Source organism: Mycobacterium sp. NPDC003323, from assembly GCF_053589535.1.
Genome location: NZ_JBSFSB010000004.1, coordinates 247621 through 270944 on the forward strand (window position 1 = coordinate 247621; position 23324 = coordinate 270944).

19 protein-coding genes and 3 tRNA genes are annotated in these 23324 nt (G+C 67.4%); 10 read left to right on the top strand and 12 right to left on the bottom strand.

Features of this window, described 5'->3' with window-relative positions; genetic code table 11:
* The first annotated feature begins 8 nt into the window (after nucleotides 1–8).
* The 5 genes from gyrA to ACWDUN_RS13390 all read left to right on the top strand — a co-directional run bounded on the left by gyrA (nucleotide 9) and on the right by ACWDUN_RS13390 (nucleotide 5952).
* The gene (gene gyrA, locus ACWDUN_RS13370; RefSeq protein WP_449929287.1) at nucleotides 9–3815 is read left to right on the top strand and encodes an intein-containing DNA gyrase subunit A; all 3807 of its coding nucleotides are present in this window, start codon (nucleotides 9–11) and stop codon (nucleotides 3813–3815) included.
* A 40-nt stretch (nucleotides 3816–3855) separates the two neighbouring features.
* Nucleotides 3856–4698, top strand: a complete 843-nt coding sequence (locus ACWDUN_RS13375; protein WP_449929289.1) for a DUF3566 domain-containing protein — start codon at nucleotides 3856–3858, stop codon at nucleotides 4696–4698.
* 66 nt (nucleotides 4699–4764) lie between these two features.
* Nucleotides 4765–4838: transfer RNA gene (locus tag ACWDUN_RS13380), tRNA-Ile, on the top strand.
* Nucleotides 4839–4967: 129 nt separating this feature from the next.
* A tRNA-Ala gene (locus ACWDUN_RS13385) sits at nucleotides 4968–5040 on the top strand.
* Between the two features lie 12 nt (nucleotides 5041–5052).
* Nucleotides 5053–5952, top strand: a complete 900-nt coding sequence (locus ACWDUN_RS13390; RefSeq protein WP_449929291.1) for an alpha/beta fold hydrolase — start codon at nucleotides 5053–5055, stop codon at nucleotides 5950–5952.
* Here ACWDUN_RS13390 and ACWDUN_RS13395 read toward each other — a convergent pair.
* Both ACWDUN_RS13395 and cwsA read right to left on the bottom strand, forming a co-directional pair.
* Entirely contained in the window at nucleotides 5949–8276 is a 2328-nt protein-coding gene (locus tag ACWDUN_RS13395; RefSeq protein WP_449929293.1) for an arylsulfatase, read from the bottom strand. The two genes, ACWDUN_RS13390 and ACWDUN_RS13395, sit on opposite strands and share 4 nt — an antisense overlap.
* A gap of 90 nt (nucleotides 8277–8366) precedes the next feature.
* A complete protein-coding gene (cwsA, locus tag ACWDUN_RS13400) occupies nucleotides 8367–8687 on the bottom strand; it encodes a cell wall synthesis protein CwsA (RefSeq protein ID WP_449929295.1) in 321 nt (106 codons plus the stop codon).
* Between the two features lie 89 nt (nucleotides 8688–8776).
* Between cwsA and ACWDUN_RS13405 the strand changes: the two genes are divergently transcribed.
* Complete coding sequence (locus ACWDUN_RS13405) at nucleotides 8777–9313, top strand: peptidylprolyl isomerase (protein ID WP_449929546.1); 537 nt, start codon at nucleotides 8777–8779, stop codon at nucleotides 9311–9313.
* Nucleotides 9314–9413: 100 nt separating this feature from the next.
* Here ACWDUN_RS13405 and ACWDUN_RS13410 read toward each other — a convergent pair whose 3' ends face one another.
* Entirely contained in the window at nucleotides 9414–9827 is a 414-nt protein-coding gene (locus tag ACWDUN_RS13410) for a PH domain-containing protein (RefSeq protein WP_449929297.1), read from the bottom strand.
* Nucleotides 9828–9983: 156 nt separating this feature from the next.
* Nucleotides 9984–10265, bottom strand: coding sequence for a cell division protein CrgA (gene crgA, locus ACWDUN_RS13415; protein ID WP_447712060.1), 282 nt, complete (start codon nucleotides 10263–10265; stop codon nucleotides 9984–9986).
* A gap of 18 nt (nucleotides 10266–10283) precedes the next feature.
* On the opposite strand from crgA, the gene ACWDUN_RS13420 reads away from it, so the two are divergent.
* Nucleotides 10284–11066, top strand: coding sequence for a DUF881 domain-containing protein (locus ACWDUN_RS13420; RefSeq protein ID WP_449929548.1), 783 nt, complete (start codon nucleotides 10284–10286; stop codon nucleotides 11064–11066).
* Nucleotides 11067–11096: 30 nt separating this feature from the next.
* Complete coding sequence (locus ACWDUN_RS13425; protein ID WP_449929299.1) at nucleotides 11097–11756, top strand: aminodeoxychorismate/anthranilate synthase component II; 660 nt, start codon at nucleotides 11097–11099, stop codon at nucleotides 11754–11756.
* A gap of 5 nt (nucleotides 11757–11761) precedes the next feature.
* On the opposite strand, the gene pknB is transcribed toward ACWDUN_RS13425, so the two are convergent.
* The 7 genes from pknB to ACWDUN_RS13460 form a co-directional block, all read right to left on the bottom strand.
* Complete coding sequence (gene pknB, locus ACWDUN_RS13430; RefSeq protein ID WP_449929301.1) at nucleotides 11762–13639, bottom strand: Stk1 family PASTA domain-containing Ser/Thr kinase; 1878 nt, start codon at nucleotides 13637–13639, stop codon at nucleotides 11762–11764.
* Complete coding sequence (locus ACWDUN_RS13435) at nucleotides 13636–14841, bottom strand: protein kinase domain-containing protein (RefSeq protein WP_449929303.1); 1206 nt, start codon at nucleotides 14839–14841, stop codon at nucleotides 13636–13638. The genes pknB and ACWDUN_RS13435 overlap by 4 nt, the downstream gene beginning before the upstream one ends.
* On the bottom strand, nucleotides 14838–16313 hold the full coding sequence (gene pbpA, locus ACWDUN_RS13440) for a D,D-transpeptidase PbpA (protein WP_449929305.1): 1476 nt from the start codon (nucleotides 16311–16313) through the stop codon (nucleotides 14838–14840). Before pbpA ends, ACWDUN_RS13435 begins: the two co-directional genes overlap by 4 nt.
* Nucleotides 16310–17725 carry an FtsW/RodA/SpoVE family cell cycle protein gene (locus ACWDUN_RS13445; protein WP_449929306.1) on the bottom strand — a complete coding sequence of 472 codons (1416 nt, stop codon included), beginning with the start codon at nucleotides 17723–17725 and terminating at the stop codon, nucleotides 16310–16312. Before ACWDUN_RS13445 ends, pbpA begins: the two co-directional genes overlap by 4 nt.
* A complete protein-coding gene (locus ACWDUN_RS13450) occupies nucleotides 17722–19254 on the bottom strand; it encodes a PP2C family protein-serine/threonine phosphatase (protein ID WP_449929307.1) in 1533 nt (510 codons plus the stop codon). Before ACWDUN_RS13450 ends, ACWDUN_RS13445 begins: the two co-directional genes overlap by 4 nt.
* Nucleotides 19251–19718 (bottom strand): FHA domain-containing protein FhaB/FipA, encoded by a 468-nt coding sequence (locus ACWDUN_RS13455; protein WP_449929309.1) that lies wholly within the window; start codon nucleotides 19716–19718, stop codon nucleotides 19251–19253. Before ACWDUN_RS13455 ends, ACWDUN_RS13450 begins: the two co-directional genes overlap by 4 nt.
* A gap of 124 nt (nucleotides 19719–19842) precedes the next feature.
* Nucleotides 19843–21279 carry an FhaA domain-containing protein gene (locus ACWDUN_RS13460; RefSeq protein WP_449929310.1) on the bottom strand — a complete coding sequence of 479 codons (1437 nt, stop codon included), beginning with the start codon at nucleotides 21277–21279 and terminating at the stop codon, nucleotides 19843–19845.
* A 284-nt stretch (nucleotides 21280–21563) separates the two neighbouring features.
* Here ACWDUN_RS13460 and ACWDUN_RS13465 point away from each other — a divergent pair.
* A tRNA-Leu gene (locus ACWDUN_RS13465) sits at nucleotides 21564–21646 on the top strand.
* A gap of 104 nt (nucleotides 21647–21750) precedes the next feature.
* Nucleotides 21751–22434, top strand: a complete 684-nt coding sequence (locus tag ACWDUN_RS13470) for a GAP family protein (RefSeq protein WP_449929312.1) — start codon at nucleotides 21751–21753, stop codon at nucleotides 22432–22434.
* Between the two features lie 80 nt (nucleotides 22435–22514).
* On the opposite strand, the gene ACWDUN_RS13475 is transcribed toward ACWDUN_RS13470, so the two are convergent.
* Nucleotides 22515–23216 carry a FadR/GntR family transcriptional regulator gene (locus ACWDUN_RS13475; protein ID WP_449929314.1) on the bottom strand — a complete coding sequence of 234 codons (702 nt, stop codon included), beginning with the start codon at nucleotides 23214–23216 and terminating at the stop codon, nucleotides 22515–22517.
* Between the last annotated feature and the right edge of the window lie 108 nt (nucleotides 23217–23324).

A 23324-nucleotide genomic window follows, 5' to 3' on the forward strand; every position in this document is an offset into this window, starting at 1 on the left:
GAAACCACATGACTGACACCACCCTGCCGCCAGGCGACGAAGCCGGCGACCGCATCGAACCTGTCGATATCCAGCAGGAGATGCAGCGCAGTTACATCGACTATGCGATGAGCGTCATCGTCGGTCGTGCGCTGCCGGAGGTCCGCGACGGCCTCAAGCCGGTGCACCGCCGCGTGCTGTACGCGATGTACGACTCCGGGTTCCGTCCGGATCGCGGTCACGCGAAATCCGCACGCTCGGTAGCCGAGACGATGGGTAACTACCACCCGCACGGCGACGCCTCGATCTACGACACCCTGGTCCGCATGGCCCAGCCGTGGTCGCTGCGCTACCCACTGGTCGACGGGCAGGGCAACTTCGGTTCGCCGGGTAACGATCCCCCGGCCGCGATGCGCTACTGCGTCACCGGTGATGCGATGGTCCGCCTGCCGCTGGGACAGTCCGTCCGCATCGACAGCATCGTGCCCGGTCAGCGTGCGAACTCTGATGCCGTGGTCGATCTCAAGGTCCTCGACCGGCACGGCAATCCTGCAGCGGTGGATCGTGTCTTCCACTCGGGCGACCACGAGACGTTCACCGTCACCACCGCCGAGGGCTTCTCGGTGACGGGTACGTCCAACCATCCGTTGCTGTGTCTCGTGGATGTGGCAGGTGTCCCCACCCTGCTGTGGAAGTTGATCGAGGAGATCCGTCCGGGCGATACCGTCGCGCTTCAGCGCACTCCTGCGACCGAGTTCGGATTCGATGACTGGCAGGACGTGATGGAAGGCCTGCTGGCAGGTGCTTTCATCAGCGAGGGGTTCGTCTCTGACACGCGAGCCGGCTTCAACAACCTGGACCGGCAGTTCTTCGATGTGGTGGTCGCAGCGTACGACGCCGTCATCGGCGGACCTCGGTACCTTTGCTCTCGGACAATCGCGTCCGGCTCGCTGTTGCATGAGCTGGATATCCACAACGTCTCGGCTCTCAAGAACTCGCGCCTGGGCGAATTGTGCAGTCAGCGGTCGGCTCAAAAGAGCGTGCCGCAGTGGATGTGGAATGCGACGACCGGAGTCAAACGCGCGTTTCTGCAGGCGCTGTTCGAGGGCGATGGCTCCTGCTCGAGCTTGCCCCGCAACACGGTGCAGATCTCGTATTCGACACGCAGCCGCCAACTCGCGGTCGACGTCCAGCAGTTGCTGCTCGAGTTCGGTGTCATCTCGCACCGATATCGGCATACAACGGGTGAGCACAAGGTAGTTGTCACCAATCGCGGACACGCTGAGATGTTCGCTGCGCAAATCGGATTCGGCGGGGCGAAGCAGGAGAAATTGCGCGGGATCCTCGATGACCTTCCTGCGATCGCCGGCGGGCTCGACCGCGATCTCGTTCCCGGCCTCGCTGCGTTCATCCGCGAACATGGTGGCGGTCGGTGGACCGACAAGGAATGGTTGCGTAAGCACAACATCGACCGTCTGTCGCGGTGGCGTAGCGGCGGCGCCGAGATCCTGTCTCATGTCGCCGATGCGGATGTGCGGGCCATCGCAACGGATCTCACCGACGGACGCTTCTACTACGCAAAGGTCGCCGCTGTCACCGAGGCGGGAGTGCAACCCGTCTACAGCCTGCGGGTGCAGACCGACGACCACGCTTTCATCACCAACGGATTCGTCAGCCACAACACCGAGGCTCGGCTCACTCCGCTGGCGATGGAGATGCTGCGCGAGATCGACGAGGAGACAGTCGATTTCATTCCCAACTATGACGGCCGGGTGCAGGAGCCGACGGTTCTGCCGAGCCGGTTCCCGAACCTGTTGGCCAACGGTTCCGGCGGTATCGCGGTCGGCATGGCGACCAACATCCCGCCGCACAACCTGCGCGAGCTCGCCGAGGCCGTGTACTGGTGCCTGGAGAACCACGAGGCCGACGAGGAGGCCACCCTGGCGGCGGTCTGCGAGCGGGTCAAGGGCCCCGATTTCCCCACCCATGGCCTGATCGTCGGGTCCCAGGGAATCCAGGACACCTACAACACCGGTCGCGGGTCGATCCGGATGCGCGGTGTGGTGGAGATCGAGGAGGACTCCCGGGGCCGCACCTCGATCGTCATCACCGAGTTGCCCTATCAGGTCAACCACGACAACTTCATCACCTCGATCGCCGAGCAGGTGCGCGACGGCAAGCTGGCCGGTATCTCGAACATCGAGGATCAGTCCAGCGACCGCGTGGGTCTGCGAATCGTCGTGGAGCTCAAGCGCGATGCCGTGGCCAAGGTGGTGCTGAACAACCTCTACAAGCACACCCAGCTGCAGACCAGCTTCGGTGCCAACATGCTGTCGATCGTCGACGGCGTGCCCCGCACTCTGCGGCTGGACCAGATGATCCGCTACTACGTCGCGCATCAGCTCGACGTGATCATCCGGCGGACCCGCTACCGGCTGCGCAAGGCCAACGAACGGGCCCACATCCTGCGCGGTCTGGTCAAGGCGCTGGACGCACTCGACGAGGTGATCGCGTTGATCCGCGCCTCGGCGAGCGCCGACGTCGCGCGCACCGGTCTGATGGAGTTGCTCGACGTCGACGAGATCCAGGCCCAGGCCATCCTCGACATGCAGTTGCGTCGTCTGGCCGCCCTGGAACGTCAGCGCATCGTCGATGATCTGGCCAAGATCGAGGCGGAGATCGCCGATCTCGAGGACATCCTGGCCAAGCCGGAACGCCAGCGCGCCATCGTCCGCGACGAACTGAAGGAGATCGCCGACAAGTACGGCGACGACCGGCGGACGCGGATCATGCCGGCCGACGGCGAGGTCAGCGACGAGGACCTGATCGCCCGCGAGGACGTGGTGGTGACGATCACCGAGACCGGCTACGCCAAGCGCACCAAGACCGACCTCTACCGCAGCCAGAAGCGCGGCGGTAAGGGCGTGCAGGGTGCAGGGCTCAAGCAGGACGACATCGTCAACCACTTCTTCGTGTGCTCGACGCACGACTGGATCCTGTTCTTCACCACGCAGGGCCGGGTGTACCGAGCGAAGGCCTATGACCTCCCGGAGGCCTCGCGTACGGCGCGCGGCCAGCACGTGGCGAACCTGCTGGCCTTCCAGCCCGAGGAGCGCATCGCCCAGGTCATCCAGATCAAGGGCTACGAAGATGCGCCGTACCTGGTGCTGGCCACTCGCAACGGCCTGGTCAAGAAGTCCAAGCTGGTCGACTTCGACTCCAACCGCTCCGGCGGCATCGTCGCGGTGAACCTGCGCGACGGCGACGAACTGGTGGGTGCGGTGCTGTGCTCGGCCGAGGACGATCTGCTGCTGGTCAGCGCCAAGGGTCAGTCCATCCGGTTCTCGGCCACAGATGAGGCGCTGCGGCCGATGGGCCGGGCGACCTCGGGTGTGCAGGGCATGCGGTTCAACGCCGATGACCGGCTGCTGTCGCTCAACGTCGTCGAGCCCGAGAAGTACCTGCTGGTGGCGACGTCGGGTGGCTATGCCAAGCGCACCGCCATCGACGAGTACACGGCGCAGGGCCGCGGCGGCAAGGGCATCCTCACCATCCAGTACGACGCCAAGCGTGGCAACCTGGTGGGAGCGCTGATCGTCGACGACGAGACAGAGCTGTACGCCATCACCTCGGGCGGAGGCGTCATCCGGACCGCGGCACAGCAGGTGCGCAAGGCGGGTCGGCAGACCAAGGGCGTCCGCTTGATGAACCTGGGTGAGGGCGACACACTGATTGCGATTGCGCGGAACGCCGAAGCAAGCGAGGAGGCGGAGGTCGTCGCCGACTCCGCCGACGACGGCGACCAGCCCGATGGTGATGAGACCGACGCAACGTGACGCAGCAGCCCGTCCAGGGCGTGAGACAAGGAGCCGCTAGGTGACCTCACCGAACGAGCCCGGCAACCCGACACCCGGGCCCAAGGGCGCGTCGCAACCGGACGGCGGGACACCCGCTCGCCGGGCGCAGGGCGCCGAGAACAGTGAGGTGCCGCCCTGGCAGCGTGGCCCGGCCGCTCGGGCCGCCAATCCGCAGCGTCCGACTGAGCCGGTCCGCTCCGGTGAGCCGTCTCGGCCACCGGCTCGCTCCCCCGGCACCGCCGCCCAGGTCGGCCAGTTCCTGTCCGGCACCGCGGTGACGCCGACGCGCGAGACCCGCGAGCCGGCGCGCGAAACCCGTGATACCGAGGTGGTACAGGCCCGGACGCCGGACCGGCCCGAAGGCCAGCGACCGGAGAACTACGCCAGCGAGCTTCCGGACCTGTCCGCCCCCGCGTCGCGACCGGGCCGGCCGCCGGCACCGGCCGAGGGCCGCCCGCCGGCCCCGGCAGGGCGCGTTCAGGTGGGCAAGAAGCACCACGGCCCGGTACGGGCCAGCATGCAGATCCGGCGCATCGATCCGTGGAGCACGCTGAAGGTGTCGCTGGTGCTGTCCGGTGTGATGTTCTTCGTCTGGATGATCGCGGTCGCGTTCCTCTACCTGGTGCTCGGCGGCATGGGTGTCTGGACGAAGCTGAACAGCAATGTGGGTGACCTGCTCACCAGCGACACCGGTGCCGGCGGCGAGTTGATCTCCAGCGGAACGATTTTCGGTGGCGCCACGCTGATCGGGTTGGTCAACATCGTGTTGTTGACGGCGATGGCGACCGCCGGTGCGTTCATCTACAACCTGATCACCGATCTGGTGGGCGGGGTCGAGGTCACGCTGGCCGATCGGGATTAGATCCTCGCGGTTTGGGTGATGGGCAGTGCTTACGGTAATCTCGTCGCTCGGCCGTACTGGTCAGACGGGCCTATAGCTCAGGCGGTTAGAGCGCTTCGCTGATAACGAAGAGGTCGGAGGTTCGAGTCCTCCTAGGCCCACGGAAGGGTTTGCACCATGAAGCTGTTTTTCGTGGCCGCGATCGCCGCCATCGCGGTGATCGTGTATCGGTCCCGCCACGGTGTCGAGATCTGGCACACCATCGAGGACCAGCCCGCATAACCCCGCAAGGGGCCTTAGCTCAGTTGGTAGAGCGCTGCCTTTGCAAGGCAGATGTCAGGAGTTCGAATCTCCTAGGCTCCACAATCGATAGCCATGCCCAACATTTCGCTGCGCGACGGACGCCTGCTCGCCTACCGCGAGTACGGCAGCTCCGATGGCACACCCCTGATCTTTCTGCCCGGCGCCGGATGCGGCCGGCTGATGCATTTCGCCGACGATGATCTGCTGGCCGCCAGAGGCGTCCGGCTGATCTCGGTGGACCGGCCCGGCCTGGGCGCCTCGACGGCCGACCCGGACAAGACCCTCGCCAGTGTGGCCGCCGATGTTTCCGAGTTGATCAAGGCGGTGACGGTCGATCCGGTCACGGTGCTCGCGAACTCACAGGGCGCGCCATTCGGTCTGGCGCTCGCCCGCCACGCGATGGTGCGCGCAGTGGTCCTGGTCTCCCCCATCGACGACCTGGGCCATCCCCCGACGACCGCGCTGCTGGGCACCCCGCACCGGCTGTTCGTCCGCGATGTGGTGGCCGATCCGGATGCCGCGGAACGGCAGCTGCGCGATTTCGGGGCCGAGGAACTCTTTCGCATGGTGCTGACCGGATACCCGGCCTCCGACTCCCCCGTCTATGACCGACCGGACTTCAAGGAACTGTTCCGTTCCGCGCTGCACGACGGTTTCGCCTCCGGCGCAGCCGGTTACGCCCGCGACACCGTGCTGGCCATGTGTCCGTGGCCCGATGAGCTCTACGAGCAGCGGGTGCCGGTCACCGTCCTGTACGGCCGCGATGACGACGCGCACTCCCCCGATCAGGCGACGATCCTCTCGAACCGTCTCGGCGCCCGTCGGCACCTGGTGGACGATGTCGGCGGGTCGCTGTTGTGGAGGCTCCCCGAACTGGTGCTCGACGTGGCGGGTTTCGGCCCTTGCGTTGACACTGCGGAGACGGCGCCCGTCACTCGCACGTGTGGGCCGTCAGCGCTGAGTCAGCGCTAGTGATACGCCACGTGCACCTGGTGGATATGCCCCTCGAACGGGAACGGTGCCCGCTCGCGGTAGTCCAGCGACACCGGTGACCCGAGGCAGGTGCCGATGTCCAGACAGTCGTTCGCGGTGAACAGCAGTGGCGCGCTGACCGGAACCTGCCCCGACGCGACCTCGGAGCCGTTCACCGACAGCGTGATGTCCAGCGGTCCGCCGGGTCGCACCTCGGCATAGTTCGTCTCGACGACGATGATGTGGCGTCCGGCCGCCAAAGGCTGTGCCGACCGGATCTTGGTCCGCATCAGGATGAACAGGTTGTACTCGTAGCAGAGATATCCGCCGTCCAGGTAGCACGTCAGCCCGCCCGCCGCGCCGCCCAGCGCGTACAGCACCCCGCTGCCGTTCTCCGGGATGTCGACGTCGATGGTGACGGTGTTGTTCTTGTTGCCCAGCGCGGGGGCGCAGAACTCGGGCATCCGCACCATGTCCCCGGCAAAGGTCCACTCCCGGTAGGGCGGTGCGATCCGCAGTTCCGGGTGGTAAACGGGCACCCACAACCCGCCGCCGACGGGCAACACGGCATTGCGAGCGGCCTCGATGGCGAATAGCTCGCGCATCTGGGCCAGCTTCTCCGGTTCGTCATGGGCCAGATCGTGTGCCTGTGACCAGTCCGCGTCGAGGTGGTACAGCTCCCAGCGGTCCTGATCCGGTGTCCACGTCGCGATACCCTCGGGCGCGCCGGGCACCCATGGCAGCCGCGGTCCGCGGGCGCAGGCCAGCCAACCGTCGTCGTAGATCGCCCGGCTTCCCATGATCTCGAAGTATTGGGTCTTCTTGCCGCCCGGGGCGGACCGGTCGGCCATGGTGCGCGCGAAGCTTGCTCCGGCGATGGCCATCTGCTGCTCGCCGGCGACCGTGTGCGGTGGTTCGATACCCACCACCTCGTAGATGGTCGGGACGATATCGGTGCAGTGCAGGAACACATCTCGGGGGACCGGATCTGCGGCGACCTTCGCCGGCCAGCGTAGCGCCAGCGGGTTGCGGGTACCGCCCAGGTGCGAGGCCAGCAGCTTCATCCCCTTGTACGGTGTACTGCCCGCCCACGCCCAGCCGGCGTGATACTGGTTGTCCACCAACGGCGAACCCAGCACGTCGAGGCCGCCGAGCTGATCGAGTGCGTCGATGTGTTGGCGCACGGTGGTGGGAATCCCGTTCTGCGCCAGCAGTTCCGCGATGGTGCCGTTCTGTCCCTCGCCGGAGGATCCGTTGTCACCCCAGATGTAGAAGAACAGCGTGTTCTCCCCGTAGCCCAGGGCGTCGAGTTCATCGGAGATCCGGCCGACCTGGACGTCGACATGCTCGGCGTACCCGGCGGCCACCTCCATCAGGCGGCGCTGAAACGGCTTCTCGTCCTCGGGGATGTCGTCCCAGGCCGACAATGTGGCGTCACGTTCGGTCAGCTCGCAGTCCCGCGGGATCCAGCCCTTGTCCTTGGCGCGGGCGAAGACCCGCTCCCGGTAGGCGTCCCAGCCGTCGTCGAACTTGCCGGCGTACTTGTCGGCCCACTCCTTCATGATGTGGTGCGGGCCGTGCAGGCAGCCGCTGGCCCAGTACATGAAGAACGGCTTGTCGGCGTTGAAGGCCTTGTGCCGGCGCAGCCAGCCGATCGCGTCATCGGCCAGGTCCTCGGAGAGGTGGTAGCCCTCCTCCGGTGTCTTCGGAGGTGCGACGACGGTCGTGTTGCGCACCAGATGCGGTTCGTACTGGGACGCCTCACCGGCCAGGAACCCGTAGAAGTACTCGAAACCCAGTCCGGTGGGCCAGTTCTCGAACGGACCCGCCGCGGTGGTCTCCTCGGCGGGCGTGTTGTGCCACTTGCCGAAGGCCGAGGTGGCGTAGCCGTACTGCTTGAGCACCTCGGCGACCGTCGCCGCCGACCGCGGGATCTTGCCCGAATAGCCGTCCCAGTCGTTGGCCAGTTCGGCGATCTGACCGTTGCCGATCTCGTGGTGATTGCGCCCGGTCAGCAGCGAGGCCCGGGTGGGCGAGCACATGGCGGTGGTGTGAAAGCGGTTGTAGGACACGCCCTCTGCACAGAACCGGTCCAGCGTCGACGTGGTCACCTCGCCACCGAAGGCCGTCGGCAGACCCGGACCGGCATCGTCGATCAGGACGATGACGATATTGGGGGTGTCCGGATGCAGCCGACGCGGGATCTGTCGCTGCGCATAGGTCGACTCGGCGAGGGTGCGTCCCGCGATGCTTGCGGACGGCACCGGCGGGAACGGCAGCACGCCACCGTCGGATAGCTTCTCGGCCACGACGTCATCGGTCATCGACGGTCCTCTCAGCGCACGTTATATCCCATAAGTGATACACCGTGGCGAGCGTCGTGGCTGCCTATCCGCGCCGTGTTCACCGGCGCTTCAGGGTTTGGGGGTGATCTCCACACTCGGTGGCAGCGTGGACGGCTCGGGCCGCATCGATCGCCGCACGATCGAGAATGTCACCCCTCCCAGGGCGAGCACGCCGGCGCCGATGAGCAGGTAGAGCCACGGGCGGCGCTTGGGCGGCGCGGGTTCCTCGGCGCGCAGTCGACGGCTCAGCCACGACGCGCCGGACGCCGCCGACGACATACCGAGCCCGACGGTGCCACGGGTGACATCCACCGGGCCGATGACCGAGTAGCGCAGGCCGCGACTGAGCCGCTCGGTGGGGGTCAACTTCTCGTCGGTCCTGGTGCTCATGGCCCACCTCTTTCGTGACGTCCGGAACTTCCCCACAGCGTGCCACTAACTGCGGGGCCGTGATGGGCAGTACGTGACGGGGTGGCAGACTGAATTTCGTGACGAGCCCAATTCAGACAGCCACCGCGACGCTGCACACCAACCGCGGCGATATCAAGATCGCCCTGTTCGGCAACCATGCCCCCAAGACGGTTGCGAACTTCACCGGCCTGGCACAGGGCACCAAGGACTACAGCACCGAGAACGCCACCGGCGGTTCGTCGGGCCCCTTCTATGACGGCGCGGTCTTCCACCGCGTGATCGACGGCTTCATGATCCAGGGCGGTGACCCGACCGGCACCGGCCGCGGCGGCCCGGGTTACCAGTTCGCCGACGAGTTCCACCCGGAACTGCAGTTCGACAAGCCCTACCTGCTGGCGATGGCCAACGCCGGGCCGGGCACCAACGGCTCGCAGTTCTTCATCACCGTCGGCGCGACGCCGCACCTGAACCGCCGGCACACCATCTTCGGTGAGGTCGTCGACGCGGAATCGCAGAAGGTCGTCGACGCCATCGCCACCACCGCGACCGATCGTGCCGACCGGCCGACCGATCCCGTGGTGATCGAGAGCGTCACCATTTCCTGACACACACCTGAAGCGCACGCTTACCGATCATTCGGTGAGCGTGCGTTTTCTTGTGTGCGGTGGCGGCGTGTTGAGGTGCAAACACGCACGCTCGCCGTTTCTAGCGGGTATAGCCGGCGGCGGTCAGGGCGTCGAGAACCTCGACCGGATTGCTGCCCAGATCCCAGCGGGTGAACACGTAGAGCCGATCATCGGCCGTGTCGATCTCCAGTAGGCGCTGTTTACGGGCCAGCCGACGGAACTCGGTGATCCGGATCAGGGTGATGTCGTCGCGCGACAGCAGCCGATCACTGACCCAGCCGCGCACCCGCAGACCCTCGGCGGTGATTGCCAGCTTGGGACGTGCGCGCCAAGAAACCGTTGCAAACAACAGCAAACCCAGGCCGGCAACGATGCCGAGAACACGACCCGGGAAGTCTGTGACCACGGTCACAGCAAAAATCGTCATGACCAGACCGCTGATGGCGATCCAGACGATGCCTACCGTCTTGGGTGCCCAACTTGTTTGCTGCACGGCCTCAGCACCCCGTCTCACCGGGGACTTTGGAGTTATCCACAGACGCTATCCCCAATGGGGATGAATCACAACGGTGTGATTGGGTTACGGACAGGTTGCGGGACGGGTAACGCATCGGCACGAAAATGAACTCATCCGCAGGCGCGCAGCACGTCAGCGCCACCGCATGGTGAGCAAAAGCCCGGTGATCATGAAGGCAAACGCGATCGCGTAGTTCCACGGACCGAGATCGGCCATCCACCCCAGCCAGGTCGGCGCGTTCAGGCCGGTCGCGCCCAGCTGGAACACCAGCAGCCAGAACAGACCGAAAAGCATGAGGCCGACGAACAACACCACGAACCACACGCTCGACGGGCCGGCCTTGACCTTGACCGGGGTCCGGCTCACCGGATTGATGGTGAAGTCGTTCTTCTTGCGGACTTTGGACTTGGGCATGGTTAACCTTTGAAGACGATGGTCGAGGCGGTGAACTCTGAGCCTAACGCAGTGCCGACCCCGAAACGGTCGCTGTGGCGCTTCGGGGTCCCGATCGTGTGCGTGTTCGCCGGTCTGTTGTTGTCCACCACCCACGGGGTCTCCGGTGGTGACGAGATCCGCCGCAGCGATGCCCCCCGTCTGGTCGACCTGGTCCGCGAGGCCAGTGCCGGCGTCGACCGTCTGACCGCCCGGCGCGATGCCTTCGTCACGGCGCTGGAGAGCCATCACGGCGGCTCCCCCGGTGCCGGCGCGGCGCTGGCCGCCATCACCCGACGCGCGGACACCCTGGCCGAACAGGCGGGCCTGGACCCGGTGCGCGGTCCCGGCCTGGTCGTCACGCTCAACGACGCCCAGCGCGACGCCGACGGCCGCTACCCCGTCGACGCCTCCCCCGACGATCTGGTGGTGCACCAGCAGGACATCCAGGCGGTCCTGAACGCGTTGTGGAGCGCGGGGGCGGAGGGCGTCCAGATGCAGGACCAGCGGATCATCGCGACATCGGCACCGTTGTGTGTCGGCAACACCCTGCTGCTCAACGGGCGCACCTACAGCCCGCCCTACGTCATCACCGCGGTCGGTGACCCGGCCGCCATGCAGGCCGCGCTGGCGGCCGCTCCCCTGGTGACCCTCTACAAGCAGTACGTGCTGCGGTTCCAGCTCGGCTACTCCGAAGAGGTCCGCGAGCAAGTCGAGCTGCCGGGGTATCCGGCGCCGGTGCGGATGCGCTACGCCGAGGCGGCCGGCCCGCTCGGCTACTGATGCAGATGCCCAGCGCAGTAGCCTGATCGCATGCAGGTTCTGGTCGTCGACAATTACGACAGCTTCGTGTTCAACCTGGTCCAGTACCTGGGCCAGCTCGGTGTGGACGCGCAGGTCTGGCGCAACGACGACGACCGGCTGGCCGATCCGGCCGAGGTCGCCCGCCAATTCGACGGCATCCTGCTGTCCCCCGGCCCCGGCACGCCCGAGCGCGCCGGCGCCTCGATTCCCCTGGTGCACGCCAGCGCGCAGACAAACACGCCGCTGCTCGGGGTCTGCCTGGGCCACCAGGCCATCGGGGTGGCGTTCGGTGGCACGGTGGACCGCGCGCCGGAACTGCTGCACGGTAAGACCAGCGTCGTGCATCACTCGGATTCTGGTGTGTTGCACGGGCTTCCGGACCCTTTCACGGCCACCCGGTACCACTCGCTGACCATCCTGCCGGACACTCTGCCCGGCGTGCTGGAGGCCACCGGCCACACCGACAGCGGCGTCATCATGGCCGTGCGGCACACCGAACTACCGATCCACGGGGTGCAGTTCCATCCGGAGTCGATTCTCACCGAGGGCGGGCACCGCATGCTGGCCAACTGGCTGGGCTTCTGCGGCGCGGCCCCCGATGAGGGGCTGGTGCGGAAGCTGGAAACCGAGGTCGCCGACGCGGTGCGGGCGGCGACCGCCCGGGTCTAGTACAGCTAGGACGCGAAGCTCAGCGTGATCGAGTCGCGGTAGCCCACCCCGGTGCCCGGTGCCGGGCTCTGCGTCACCACGGCATTGGTCCGCTGACCGCTGTTGTCGACGTTGGCGCCCTTGATCAGCACGCCCGTCCAGCCCAGCGCCCGCAGATTGGGTTCGGCGTCCACCCAGAACTGCCCGGTCAGGTTGGGCATCACGAACTGGTTGCCGCGGGAGACCTGCATCTGCACCACGGCATCCTTGGGGGCGGGCTGGCCCGCGGCCGGATTGGTGCCGACGATCTGTCCGGCCGGTGCGGTGTTGTCGACCTCGACGGGCAGCACATTGGTGAAGCCGGCCGCGGTGAGCAGCTGCTGGCACACCTCGACGCTCTGCCCGACGCAGTCGGGAACGTTGACGCTGCCCGGACCGGATCCCACGATCACGGTGATGACATTGGTGATCGCCGAGGTCGCATTCGCCGGCGGATTGGTGCCCAGCACCTTGCCCTTGAGCTCGGGGGTGGACTCGGACTCCGAGGGCTGGACACGGCCGAATCCGGCGTCGAGCAGTTCACTGGTGGCCTGGGCCAGCGTCATGCCCTTGACCTCGGGGACGGCGCGCTGCTCGGGACCGGTGGACACCACGATGGTGATGTCCTCGCCGGCGCTGACCTCGGTGCCTGCGGCCGGCTCGGTCCCGATGACGCGCTCGGGGCGCACGGTCGAGTCGGGTCGCAACTCGGTACGGGTCTTGAAGCCCCGGTTCTGCAGGGTGGCAATCGCATCGGCGGAGGGCTGGCCGGCGACATCGGGCACCTGCACATCCCGCGGACTGTTGCCCAGGGTGTTGATGGCGATGGTCGCCACGACGGTGAGGATCGCCAGCACCGCTACGGCCACCAGCCAGCGTCCCACCGATCTGTTGTTCGACCGGTTCGGGTAACCGCCCGCCGTCGGGATGTGCTCGGTGGGCAGCGCCCGCGCATGCGGGGCGGCCACGTTGGTGAGCATGGTGGTGCGCTCGGCATCGGTGAAGATCTTGGGCGCCTCGGGCGCCTCGCCGCTGTGCACCCGGATCAGGTCGGTGCGCATCTCCGCCGCGCTCTGATACCGGTTCTCCGGGTTCTTCGACAGCGCCTTGAGCACCACGGCGTCGAGTTCGGGGGAGACCCCGGAGTGCCGTGTGGACGGCGGCGCCGGGTCCTCGCGCACATGCTGATAGGCCACCGCGACGGGGGAGTCGCCGACGAAAGGTGGCTCACCGGTGAGGATTTCGTAGAGAACACAGCCCAACGAGTAGACATCGGAGCGGGCATCGACCTTCTCGCCGCGGGCCTGCTCGGGAGACAGATACTGCGCGGTGCCGATCACCGCGGCCGTCTGGGTGACGCTGTTGCCGGCATCGGCGATCGCGCGGGCGATACCGAAGTCCATCACCTTCACCGCACCGGACTTGCTGATCATGATGTTGGCCGGTTTGACATCGCGGTGGATGATGCCGTGCTGGTGGCTGAAGTTCAGCGCCTGGCAGGCGTCGGCGATGATCTCGATCGCCCGCCGTGGCTCGATCGGCCCCTCGCTGTGCACGATGTCGCGCAGGGTGACCCCGTCGACGTACTCCATCACGATGTAGGGCAGCGGACCGTGGGGGGTCTCGGCCTCACCGGTGTCGTACACCGCCACGATGGCCGGGTGGTTCAGCGCAGCGGCGTTCTGCGCCTCGCGCCGGAACCGCAGGTAGAAGCTGGGATCACGGGCCAGGTCGGCGCGCAGCACCTTGACCGCGACGTCCCGGTGCAATCGGGTGTCCCGGGCGATGTGGACCTCGGACATGCCACCGAAACCCAGGATTTCTCCGAGTTCATAGCGGTCCGAGAGGTGCTGGGGGGTGGTCACGGGTTCTCGCTAGGGGCATCACCGGGGGGTGGGGCGGGCGGCACACCGATGACCGTGGTGCTGGTCGACGTCTCCGGTTGCACCTGATTGTCCTGCTTGTCCTGTGCGTTCACCACGATCAGCACCGCGATGATGATGGCCAGCGCGCCGAGCACTCCGGCCGCCCACAGCAGCGCCCGCTGTCCGGGCGAGAAGGTGCGCCGCGGTGGAGGCGGCCGGTGGCTGCCGGTGTTGGCTCGCGGGCGCGACGTGGTGGCCGGCGGGCGGTATTCGGCGGCGGCCGCGGCACGGGCCTGGGTCACCGACGGGATCGCCGCGGGAGCGGCCCGCCCGATGGTGGGTGCCGAATTGGGCCGCGGGGGACGCCGGCCGGCGCGGACCGCCGCGACGGCATCGGCGAACGGTCCACCGGAGCGGTACCGGTGATTGGGCTCCTTGGCCAGCGTGATCTCGATGAGCTCACGGACATTGGGCGGCAGATCCGGCGGCAGCGGGGGCGGCGCCTCCTTGATGTGCTTCATCGCCACCGTCAGGGCACCGTCGCCGGTGAACGGGCGCTTGCCCGACACCGACTCGTAGCCGACGACGCCGAGCGAATACACATCGGAGGCGGCGGTCGCGTCGCGGCCCAGCGCCTGCTCGGGCGCAATGTACTGGGCGGTGCCCATCACCATGCCGGTCTGGGTGACCGGGGCTGCGTCGACCGCCTTGGCGATGCCGAAGTCGGTGAGCTTCACCTGCCCGGTCGGGGTGATCAGGATGTTGCCGGGCTTGACGTCGCGGTGCACCAGACCCGCGGTGTGCGCGACCTGCAAAGCCCGGCCGGTCTGCTCCAGCATGTCCAGGGCATGCCGCAGCGACAGCCGTCCGGTGCGCTTGATCACGGAGTTCAGCGGCTCACCGTTGACCAGTTCCATCACCAGATAGGCGGTGCGGCCTTCACCGGCGTCCATCTCCGTCTCGCCGTAGTCGTAGACGCTGGCGATACCGGGATGGTTGAGCATCGCAACGGTGCGCGCCTCACCGCGGAACCGGTCCACGAACTCGGAGTCCTCGGAGAACTCGGCCTTGAGCACCTTGATCGCGACCTGACGGCCGAGCCGGGTGTCGAGTCCCTCCCACACCTGTCCCATACCGCCGGTGGCGATGAGTCGCTGCAGCCGGTAGCGGCCCGACAGCGTCACTCCCACCCGGGCCGTCATGATGCCTCCCGGAGTGCGGCGGCGATGGTGGCGCGCCCGATCGGGGCGGCCACTGCGCCGCCGGTGGCGGACAATCGGTCACCGCCATTCTCCACGAGCACGGCAACGGCCACCTTCGGGGCTTGTGCCGGCGCGAAGGCGATGTACCACGCGTGGGGCGGAGTGTTGCGGGGATCCGTGCCGTGCTCGGCGGTGCCCGTCTTGGATGCGATCTGCACGCCGGCGATGGCTCCCTTCTGCTGTGTCACCTGCTCGGCGCCGACCATCAAATCGGTAAGTGTAGCCGCGACCTGCGGTGACACCGCTCGTCGTAATTCGCTCGGAGCGGTGGTGGCGATATTGGACAGGTCCGGTCCCTTGAGGGTATCGACCAGATACGGCGACATGGTGACGCCGTCGTTGGCGATGGTCGCCGCCACCATCGCATTCTGCAGCGGGGTGACCGCGACGTCACGCTGGCCGATGCTGGACATGCCCAGCGCGGCGGCATCACTGATCGGTCCCACCGTCGACTCGGCCACCTGCAGCGGAATGGACACCGGCGGCGTGTCCAGCCCGAACGCCCGGGCCGTCGCCTTGAGCTTGTCGGCGCCCGTGTCGAGGCCGAGTTCGACGAATGCGGTATTGCAGGAACGGGCGAACGCCTCGCGCAGCGGTGCGGTCGGTCCGCCACCGCATGTCGCGCCGCCGTAGTTCTCCAGCGTGGCGGTGGTGTCGGGCAGCGGCACGCGGGCGGCCGCGGTCAGCTGGCTGTCCGGCGTGGCACCGGCCTGCAGCGCGGCGGCGGTGGTGATGACCTTGAACGTCGAACCCGGGGGATAGGTCTCGGCGATCGCGCGGTTGACCAGCGGGGCGTTGTCGTCGTCGCGCAGCTGCTCCCAGGCCCGGGTCTGCACGGTGCCGTCATGGCTGGCCAACCGGTTCGGGTCGTAGGACGGCGCGGACACCATGGCCAGGATCTTGCCGGTGGACGGCTCCAGTGCCACCACGGCGCCCTTGCACGGGCCGTCGCAGCCCTCTTCCATGGCCTCCCAGGCGGCTTCCTGGACATCGGGTTTCACGGTGGTGTCGACATTGCCGCCGCGCGGGTCGCGGCCGGTGAAGAAGTCGGCCAGCCGGCGGCCGAAGAGCCGCTCGTCGGAGCCGTTGAGCACGGGGTCCTCGGCGCGCTCCAGCCCGGTGCTGGAGTAGCCCAGCGAGTAGAAGCCGGTGACCGGTGCATAGGCCTCCGGTTTCGGGTAGACGCGCAGGAACCGGAACCGTCCGTCGGTGGACACCGAGTAGGCCAGCAGCTCGCCGCCTGCGGTGATCTGTCCACGCTGGCGTGAGTATTCGTCGAGCAGCACCCGCTGGTTGCGCGGATCGGTGCGGTAGCGGTCGGCGGTGAACACCTGGGTGAACGTGGCGTTGGCCAGCAGCAGCACCACCAGTGCCATGAAGCAGACCGAGAGTCGGCGCAGCGAGGTGTTCATGCCTTCCCGATCACCTCGGTGGACGCGGCAGCGATGGGGCCGGGGTTCGGGCCGGTGGTGGGCCCGATCGGGCGGCGCGCGGCGTGCGAGATGCGCACCAGGATTGCCAGCAGCACATAGTTGGCCAGCAGCGAGGAACCGCCGTAGGACATCCAGGGCGTGGTCAGCCCGGTCAGCGGGATCAACTTGGTGACACCGCCGACGACGATGAACAGCTGGATCGCCAGCGTCGAGGCCAGACCGGCGGCCATCAGCTTGCCGAAGCTGTCGCGCACCGCGACCGCGGTGCGCAGACCCCGGGTGATCAGAATGGTGTAGAGCATGAGAACGCCTGCCAGACCGACCAATCCGAGTTCCTCGCCGATCGCGGCGATGATGAAATCGGTGGAGGCGGCAGGCACGGTGCCGGGCTGTCCATTGCCCAGACCGGTGCCGAAGATACCGCCGGTGGCGAAGCTGAACAGCGACTGCACCATCTGGTAGCCGGCACCGTCGGGGTCGGCGAACGGATCCAGCCAGTTCTGCACGCGCACCCGCACATGCCCGAAGAGTTGATAGGCGATCAGGCTGCCGACCGCGAACAGGCCCAATCCGATGACGACCCAGGCCAGCCGACCGGTGGCCACATACAGCAGCACCAGAAACGATGCATACAACAGAAGTGAAGTGCCCAAATCCTTTTCGAACACCATCACACCGACCGAGGCGATCCAGGCGACCAGCAGCGGGGCCAGGTCGCGGGGCCGCGGTAGGTCGACGCCCAGGACGTGCTTGCCGGCATTGGTGAACAGCTCCCGTTTGGACACCAGTACCGCGGAGAAGAAGATCAGCAGCAGGATCTTGGAGAACTCGGCGGGCTGGATCGAGAAGCCTTCGAAGCGGATCCAGATCTTGGCACCGTACTGCTCGGAGTAGCGCGCCGGCAGCAGCGCCGGAATCACCAGCAGCACAAAGCCGACCAGTCCGCAGGTGTAGCCGTACCGGGCCAGCATCCGGTGATCGCGCAGCACCCCCAGCATGGCCGCGAAGGCCACCACGCCGACCAGCGTCCACAACATCTGTTGGGCGGCGTTACCGCCGACATCGTCCTGACTGAGCTCGCGCTGGGCCAGGTCCAGGCGGTGAATCATGACCAGCCCCAAGCCATTCAGCAACGCGACCACGGGCAGCAGCAGGGGATCGGCATACGGCGCGAATCGGCGGATGGCCACGTGCGCGCCACCGAACAGCGCCAGATAGCCCAGCAGGTACTGGGCCAGATCCCAGCTGAGCCCCTGCTCCTGATTGGCCTCGACGATCAGCAGGGCGACGGTCGTGATGACTGCGGCGAAAATCAGAAGGGCCAGTTCGGAGTTGCGCCGATTCGGCAGTGCAGGGGTGACGGATACCGGTGACTGAGGTTCGGTGCTCATGACGCGGTCCGGCAATTGGTGCCCGGCTCCGGCGGTGGTGGCGGCAGAGCCGTGACGGTGGGGGACGGTGTCGTGGAGCGTGGTGGTGCCGGGGCCGGTGGTGTCTCGGGCGCGGGCTCACCGGGACGGGTGGTGGTGGCCGGGGGAGGCGGGGTGCTCGGGCGGGGGGCTGCCGACGGGGTGGGCGGAGCGGGCGGACGCGAGGTCGGCGCGGGGCTCGGCCGGGGCGAGGGCGTCGGCGTGGGGGAGGCCGTGCGGGTGGGCACCGTGCAGATGGGCAGCAACGAGGTGCGCGAGAGTTCGTTGATCTGGCGGATCGCATCGTCCAGGGTGCCCGAGGGCAGACCGGCGGCGACCTGCGCGCGTTCGGATTCACGGATGTCGTCGACGCCGAGCAACTCGCAGTCCAGGCCGTCGGTGGACTGGCCAAAGCTGATCAGCGACAACTCATTTCGGGAGTTCAGGCACCCGACCAGAAAAGGCTCCTGCAGGGAGAGGCCCAGAAACGAGCCCTGAACACCGCGCATGATGGCGACGGTGCCGTCCTCTTCACTGACGTAATAGTTGTTGCGAACGATCTCGCGGGCGATGGTCAGCCCCGCCACCACTACCAGAAGAACCACCACTGCGGCGATCAACATCCGGCGCTTGGAGCGGGGCGGGCGTTGCTCCTCGGGTTGTGTGACAACCCTTTTGGGCTGGTTGCGTTTCGGGTTGAAGGCCGAGGCGCGCCCGGCCGCGGTGTTCGGGGGAGCGGTGTCGTTGTCCTCGCCCGATACCGCGCCGGCCAGGATCGGCTGGGTCTGCCCGTAGTCGTAGTCCACGACGTCGGCGACGACGACGGTGACGTTGTCGGGTCCGCCGCCTCGCAATGCCAGTTCGATCAGCCGGTCGGCGGCGTCGGTGACGTCCGGGATCTGCAGCGCCTCGGCGATGGTGTCGTGGCTGACCGGGTCGGACAGGCCGTCCGAACACAGCAGGTAACGGTCGCCGACGCGGGCCTCGCGCATGATCAAGGTGGGCTCGACCTCGTGACCGGTGAGCGCCTTCATGATGAGCGAGCGCTGCGGGTGGCTGTGCGCCTCCTCGGCCGTGATGCGGCCCTCGTCGACCAGGGTCTGGACGAAGGTGTCGTCCTTGGTGATCTGGGTGAGCTCACCGTCGCGCATGAGGTAGCCGCGGGAGTCACCGATGTGCACCAGACCGATCCGGCCCCCGGCGAACAGGATCGCCGTGAGCGTGGTGCCCATGCCCTCCAGTTCGGGGTCGGCCTCCACGTGCGCGGCGATGGCCGAGTTGCCTTCGTGGACCGCCACATTGAGCTTGTTGAGCAGATCGCCGCCGGGCTCGTCATCATCGAGGTGGGCCAGCGCGGCGATCACCAGCTGCGAGGCCACCTCACCGGCGGCGTGCCCACCCATCCCGTCGGCGAGTGCCAACAACCGGGCGCCGGCGTACACCGAATCCTCGTTGTTGGCGCGCACCAGTCCGCGGTCGCTGCGTGCCGCATATCGCAATACGAGCGTCACGGGCGCAACTCGATCACCGTCTTGCCGATCCGTACCGGCGTCCCCATCGGAACCCTTACCGCCGTAGTCACCTTCGCCCTGTCAAGGTATGTACCGTTGGTCGATCCTAGGTCCTCGACATACCATTCCGAGCCCCGTGGTGACAGCCTGGCGTGCCGTGTCGATGCGTAGTCGTCGGTGAGCACCAGCGTGGAGTCGTCGGCGCGGCCGATGAGCACCGGCTGGGTGCCCAGCGTGATGCGGGTACCGGCGAGGGCTCCCTCGGTGACCACCATGTGTCTGGCGATATGGCGCCGATCGCCGCGGGGCAGCAGCGATCCGCGCAGCGCCAGGCCGCGACGCACCATGACCGCGCCGGTCGGGGCGTAGATGTCGGTGCGCAGGATGCGCAGCACCCACCAGATGAACAGCCACAGCAGCAGCAGGAATCCGACGCGGGTCAGCTGCAGTACTAGCCCCTGCATCTGACGTCCTCTCCAACGCGCTCAGCTACCGCCGACACGATACTGGGACGGGTGGGAATGCGCCGATGAAGCGCCGAGCCCGATTCCGGACCGTTACTCCCCGTTGCCCCGGCTACCGCGGCGCTCAGTGGACCCGGACGATGATCTCGGAGTGGCCCAACCGGATCACGTCACCGTCGGCGAGCTGCCACTCCTGCACCGGCGCGTTGTTCACGGTGGTGCCGTTGGTCGAGTTCAGGTCCGACAGCAGCGCGACCTGACCGTCCCACCGGATCTCCAGGTGGCGACGCGAGACGCCGGTGTCGGGCAACCGGAACTGGGCGTCCTGACCGCGGCCGATGACGTTGGCGCCCTCACGCAGCTGATAGGTGCGGCCGCTGCCGTCGTCGAGCTGCAGGGTGACCGTCGCGGCGGCACCGTAGCCACCGCCGTAGCCGGCCGGGGCCGCGGGCTGCTGACCGTAGTCCTGTTGCCCGTAATCCTGCTGACCGTAGTCCTGCTGACCGTAGTCCTGCTGACCCTGGCCGTAGTCGTAGCCGGCGGGCTCGCCGTACCCGGCGTCGGGATAACCGCCCTGGGCCGGCGCCTCGCCGTAGCGGCCGTAGTCCGGTCCGGCCGGTGCGGCGGGCGGAGCGGCGTAGTCGGCGCGGCCGTACTGTTGGCCGCCGTAGCCGCCCTGATCGGGATAGCCGCCCTGGTCCGGGTAGCTCGGCGCCGGGGGCGCCGGCGGGCGGCCATATCCCTCGTCCTGGCGGGGGCGGCCGTAGTCGTAGTCGCCGTATCCCGGCGGTGGGGCGCTCGGCGGTGCCCCGGCGGGCTGGCCGTAACCGGCGGGCGGCTGCTGGGGGCGGTAACCCTGATCGGGGTAACCCGCGGGCGGCTGGCCGTATCCGGCGGGGGGCCGCTGCTCATAGGACGGCGGCGGGTAGCCCTGATCGGGGTAGCCGCCTTGCTGCTGCTCGGGGTAGCCGCCCTGCCGCTGCTGATAGCCCTGGTCGGGGTAGCCGCCCTGATCCTGGGGGTATCCGCCGCGCGGATCCTCCTGCTGGCGGTACCGGTCGTCGTACTGGTCGTCGCCGGGCCGACCCTGTCCCTGGCCGCGGTAGCTCGGGTTGTCGGTCATCGCTGGTACTCCTGGTTCTGCCGTAGACGCGCGGTTGCGTGCTGCTGGGGCGGGTTCGCCGGTGGTGTCGGGGTTGACCGCTCCACGTGTGCGGAACTGGCCGGTGTGCAGGCTCGGCGATGGCTCAAACCTGACGACCACATCACCATACGTTTGCCACCCCTGGTCGGAAATGAAACCCTCCAGGTGACGGGCAAAAGTAGTCGATGTGCGGACGGGGTCCGCGCTCACCTTCCGGTAATCGGCCTCACTGAGGGTAATGATGTAGTCGTTGGGGGCCAAGATGCGGCCACCGCCGACATTGCGGGCGTGGGCCTCGGCTTCCCGTCGCAGCAGCGCCTCGACCTCCTGCGGGACGATCGACCCACCGAAGACCCGGGCGAAGGCGTCACCGACGGTCGATTCGAGGCGCCGTTCGATACGGTCGGCCAGACCCATATCACCGCCCCTTCGTCCTCGTCGTGAAGCCTGCGTTCCCCGTGCTGCGTGTCGCTCTGGCCACACTGCTCACAGCATGTTATCGGCCCACGGCGTCGATGCGTGACCAACAGATCTCTGAGAATCGGATCACGGCAGGTCAGCGCGCCTGAGACGGCCCGAGTTCCGGTGAACGAGCGCCTGCAGTGGGGTCTGCGTTCCTGGGGTTTCACCGCCCGCAACGTTGCTCCCGGGACGAGTTTGGGTCCGATGGGCCGGTGGTGATACTGTTGCGCGGTCATTCAGGGCGAGTGGCGGAATGGCAGACGCGCTGGCTTCAGGTGCCAGTGTCCTTCGGGACGTGGGGGTTCAAGTCCCCCTTCGCCCACAGATGCTCACGGGGCCTCGGTTGATCCGAGGCCCCGTGTGCTTTTCCGGACGGCAGGATCGGCGCGCACCTGACCATCGGCTGCGGTCCGTAGGGTCGACACGGTGACGGGTCTGCTGCTGGCGTTGCTCGGCCTCGCCTTCCTCGACTCGCTCAGCGTCCTCAATGTCGGTGTGGTCTCGGCGGTCGTCTACGGCAGCCGGCTGAATCGGCAGTCCCCGTTGCCGGGCGGGCTGAGCTTCATCGCCGGGGTGTTCCTGGTGACATCGACCTTCGGCATCTGCGTCGTGCTCGGCCTGGACTTCCTGACCGAGCTCACTAGCTTCGAGATCACCCCGACGATCCGGTACTGGGGTGAACTGCTCATCGGCTCGGCCCTGATCGCCTTGGCGTTCTTCCCACTGGTCGCCCAGTCGGCGGCGCCCGGCTGGGCGATGGCGGTGATGAAACAACGGCCCTGGTTGCTCGGATTCGTCGGTATCGCCGTGGGATTGGGCCAGGCGCCGACGGCCGTGCCGTATCTGGCCGGGTTGGCGATGATCGCCGCGCGCGACCCGCTGCCGGCGCTGTGGCCGCTGATCGTCATCGTGTACTGCGCGCTGGCGCTGCTGCCCTGCATGCTCGTGCTGGGCCTGGCGACGTTGCGCAACCGGCAGGCCGATCAGATCCAGCGGCTATTGGTGCGCGCGCTGACCCGCTACGGACCGATCGGCGTGCGCATCCTGTTCGTCGTCGGCGGGGTCGCGCTCGTCGCGGACGCCCTGATGCACCGCAACATCTGGTGGTGACGCCGGTGCGCCGAGGCCCGCGAAATCGGGACTGAGGCGGCGCACAGTACCCCGGGGTACGGGGGTTCGCGCGAAAGGCGCTACCGCTTCTCGGCTATCGCCTCGTTGGCCTCGTCGATGATGGCGCGCATGGCGCGCTCGGCGGCCTCGGGGTCACCCATCCGGATGGCCCGGGCCACCTCGTCGTGCAGTTCGATCGCCTCGGTGACCGGTACCGTCGGCATCATGCCGTGGTGGGTGCGCCCGGCCAGCAGTTCGGCGACGACGCCGCTGAGCGCGCGGAACATCTCGTTCCCACTGGCCTCCAGCATGGTCTGGTGAAAGATCTTGTCCGCCAGCAGGTATGACTCCAGATCCCCGGAGCGGCCGTGCACCACCATGTCCGATACCGCGGCGGCCATGATCCGGCACTGGTGCGGATTGGCCCGCTTGGCCGCCAGCGCCGCGGCCGCCGGTTCGAATCCGCGGCGCAGTTCCGAGAGCGACACCAACTGGGCGGCGCGGTCGCCGGCCTCCAGCCGCCACCGGATCAGTCGGGGGTCGAAGACGTTCCATTGGTCGGCCGATTGCACGGTGATGCCGACCCGCCGTCGCGACGAGACCATGCCCATGGACTCCAGTACCCGCACCGCCTCTCGGGCGACGCTGCGCGACATCCCGTGCTCGGCGCTCAGCGCCTCCAGCGTCAGCACCTGTCCCGGTCGGTACATCCCCGACACGATGGCCGTCCCGAGCGCGTCGAGCAGGGCACCGTGTAGCGCGCTGGAAACGGAATGGGCCACGGATACATGGTGTCATATGGCGAGTTCAACGGGTTTAGATGCGCTTTATCAACACAGGCACTTGAAATAGGCATACCTTTGAGCCATGCTGTGTGACAGCAAGCACAA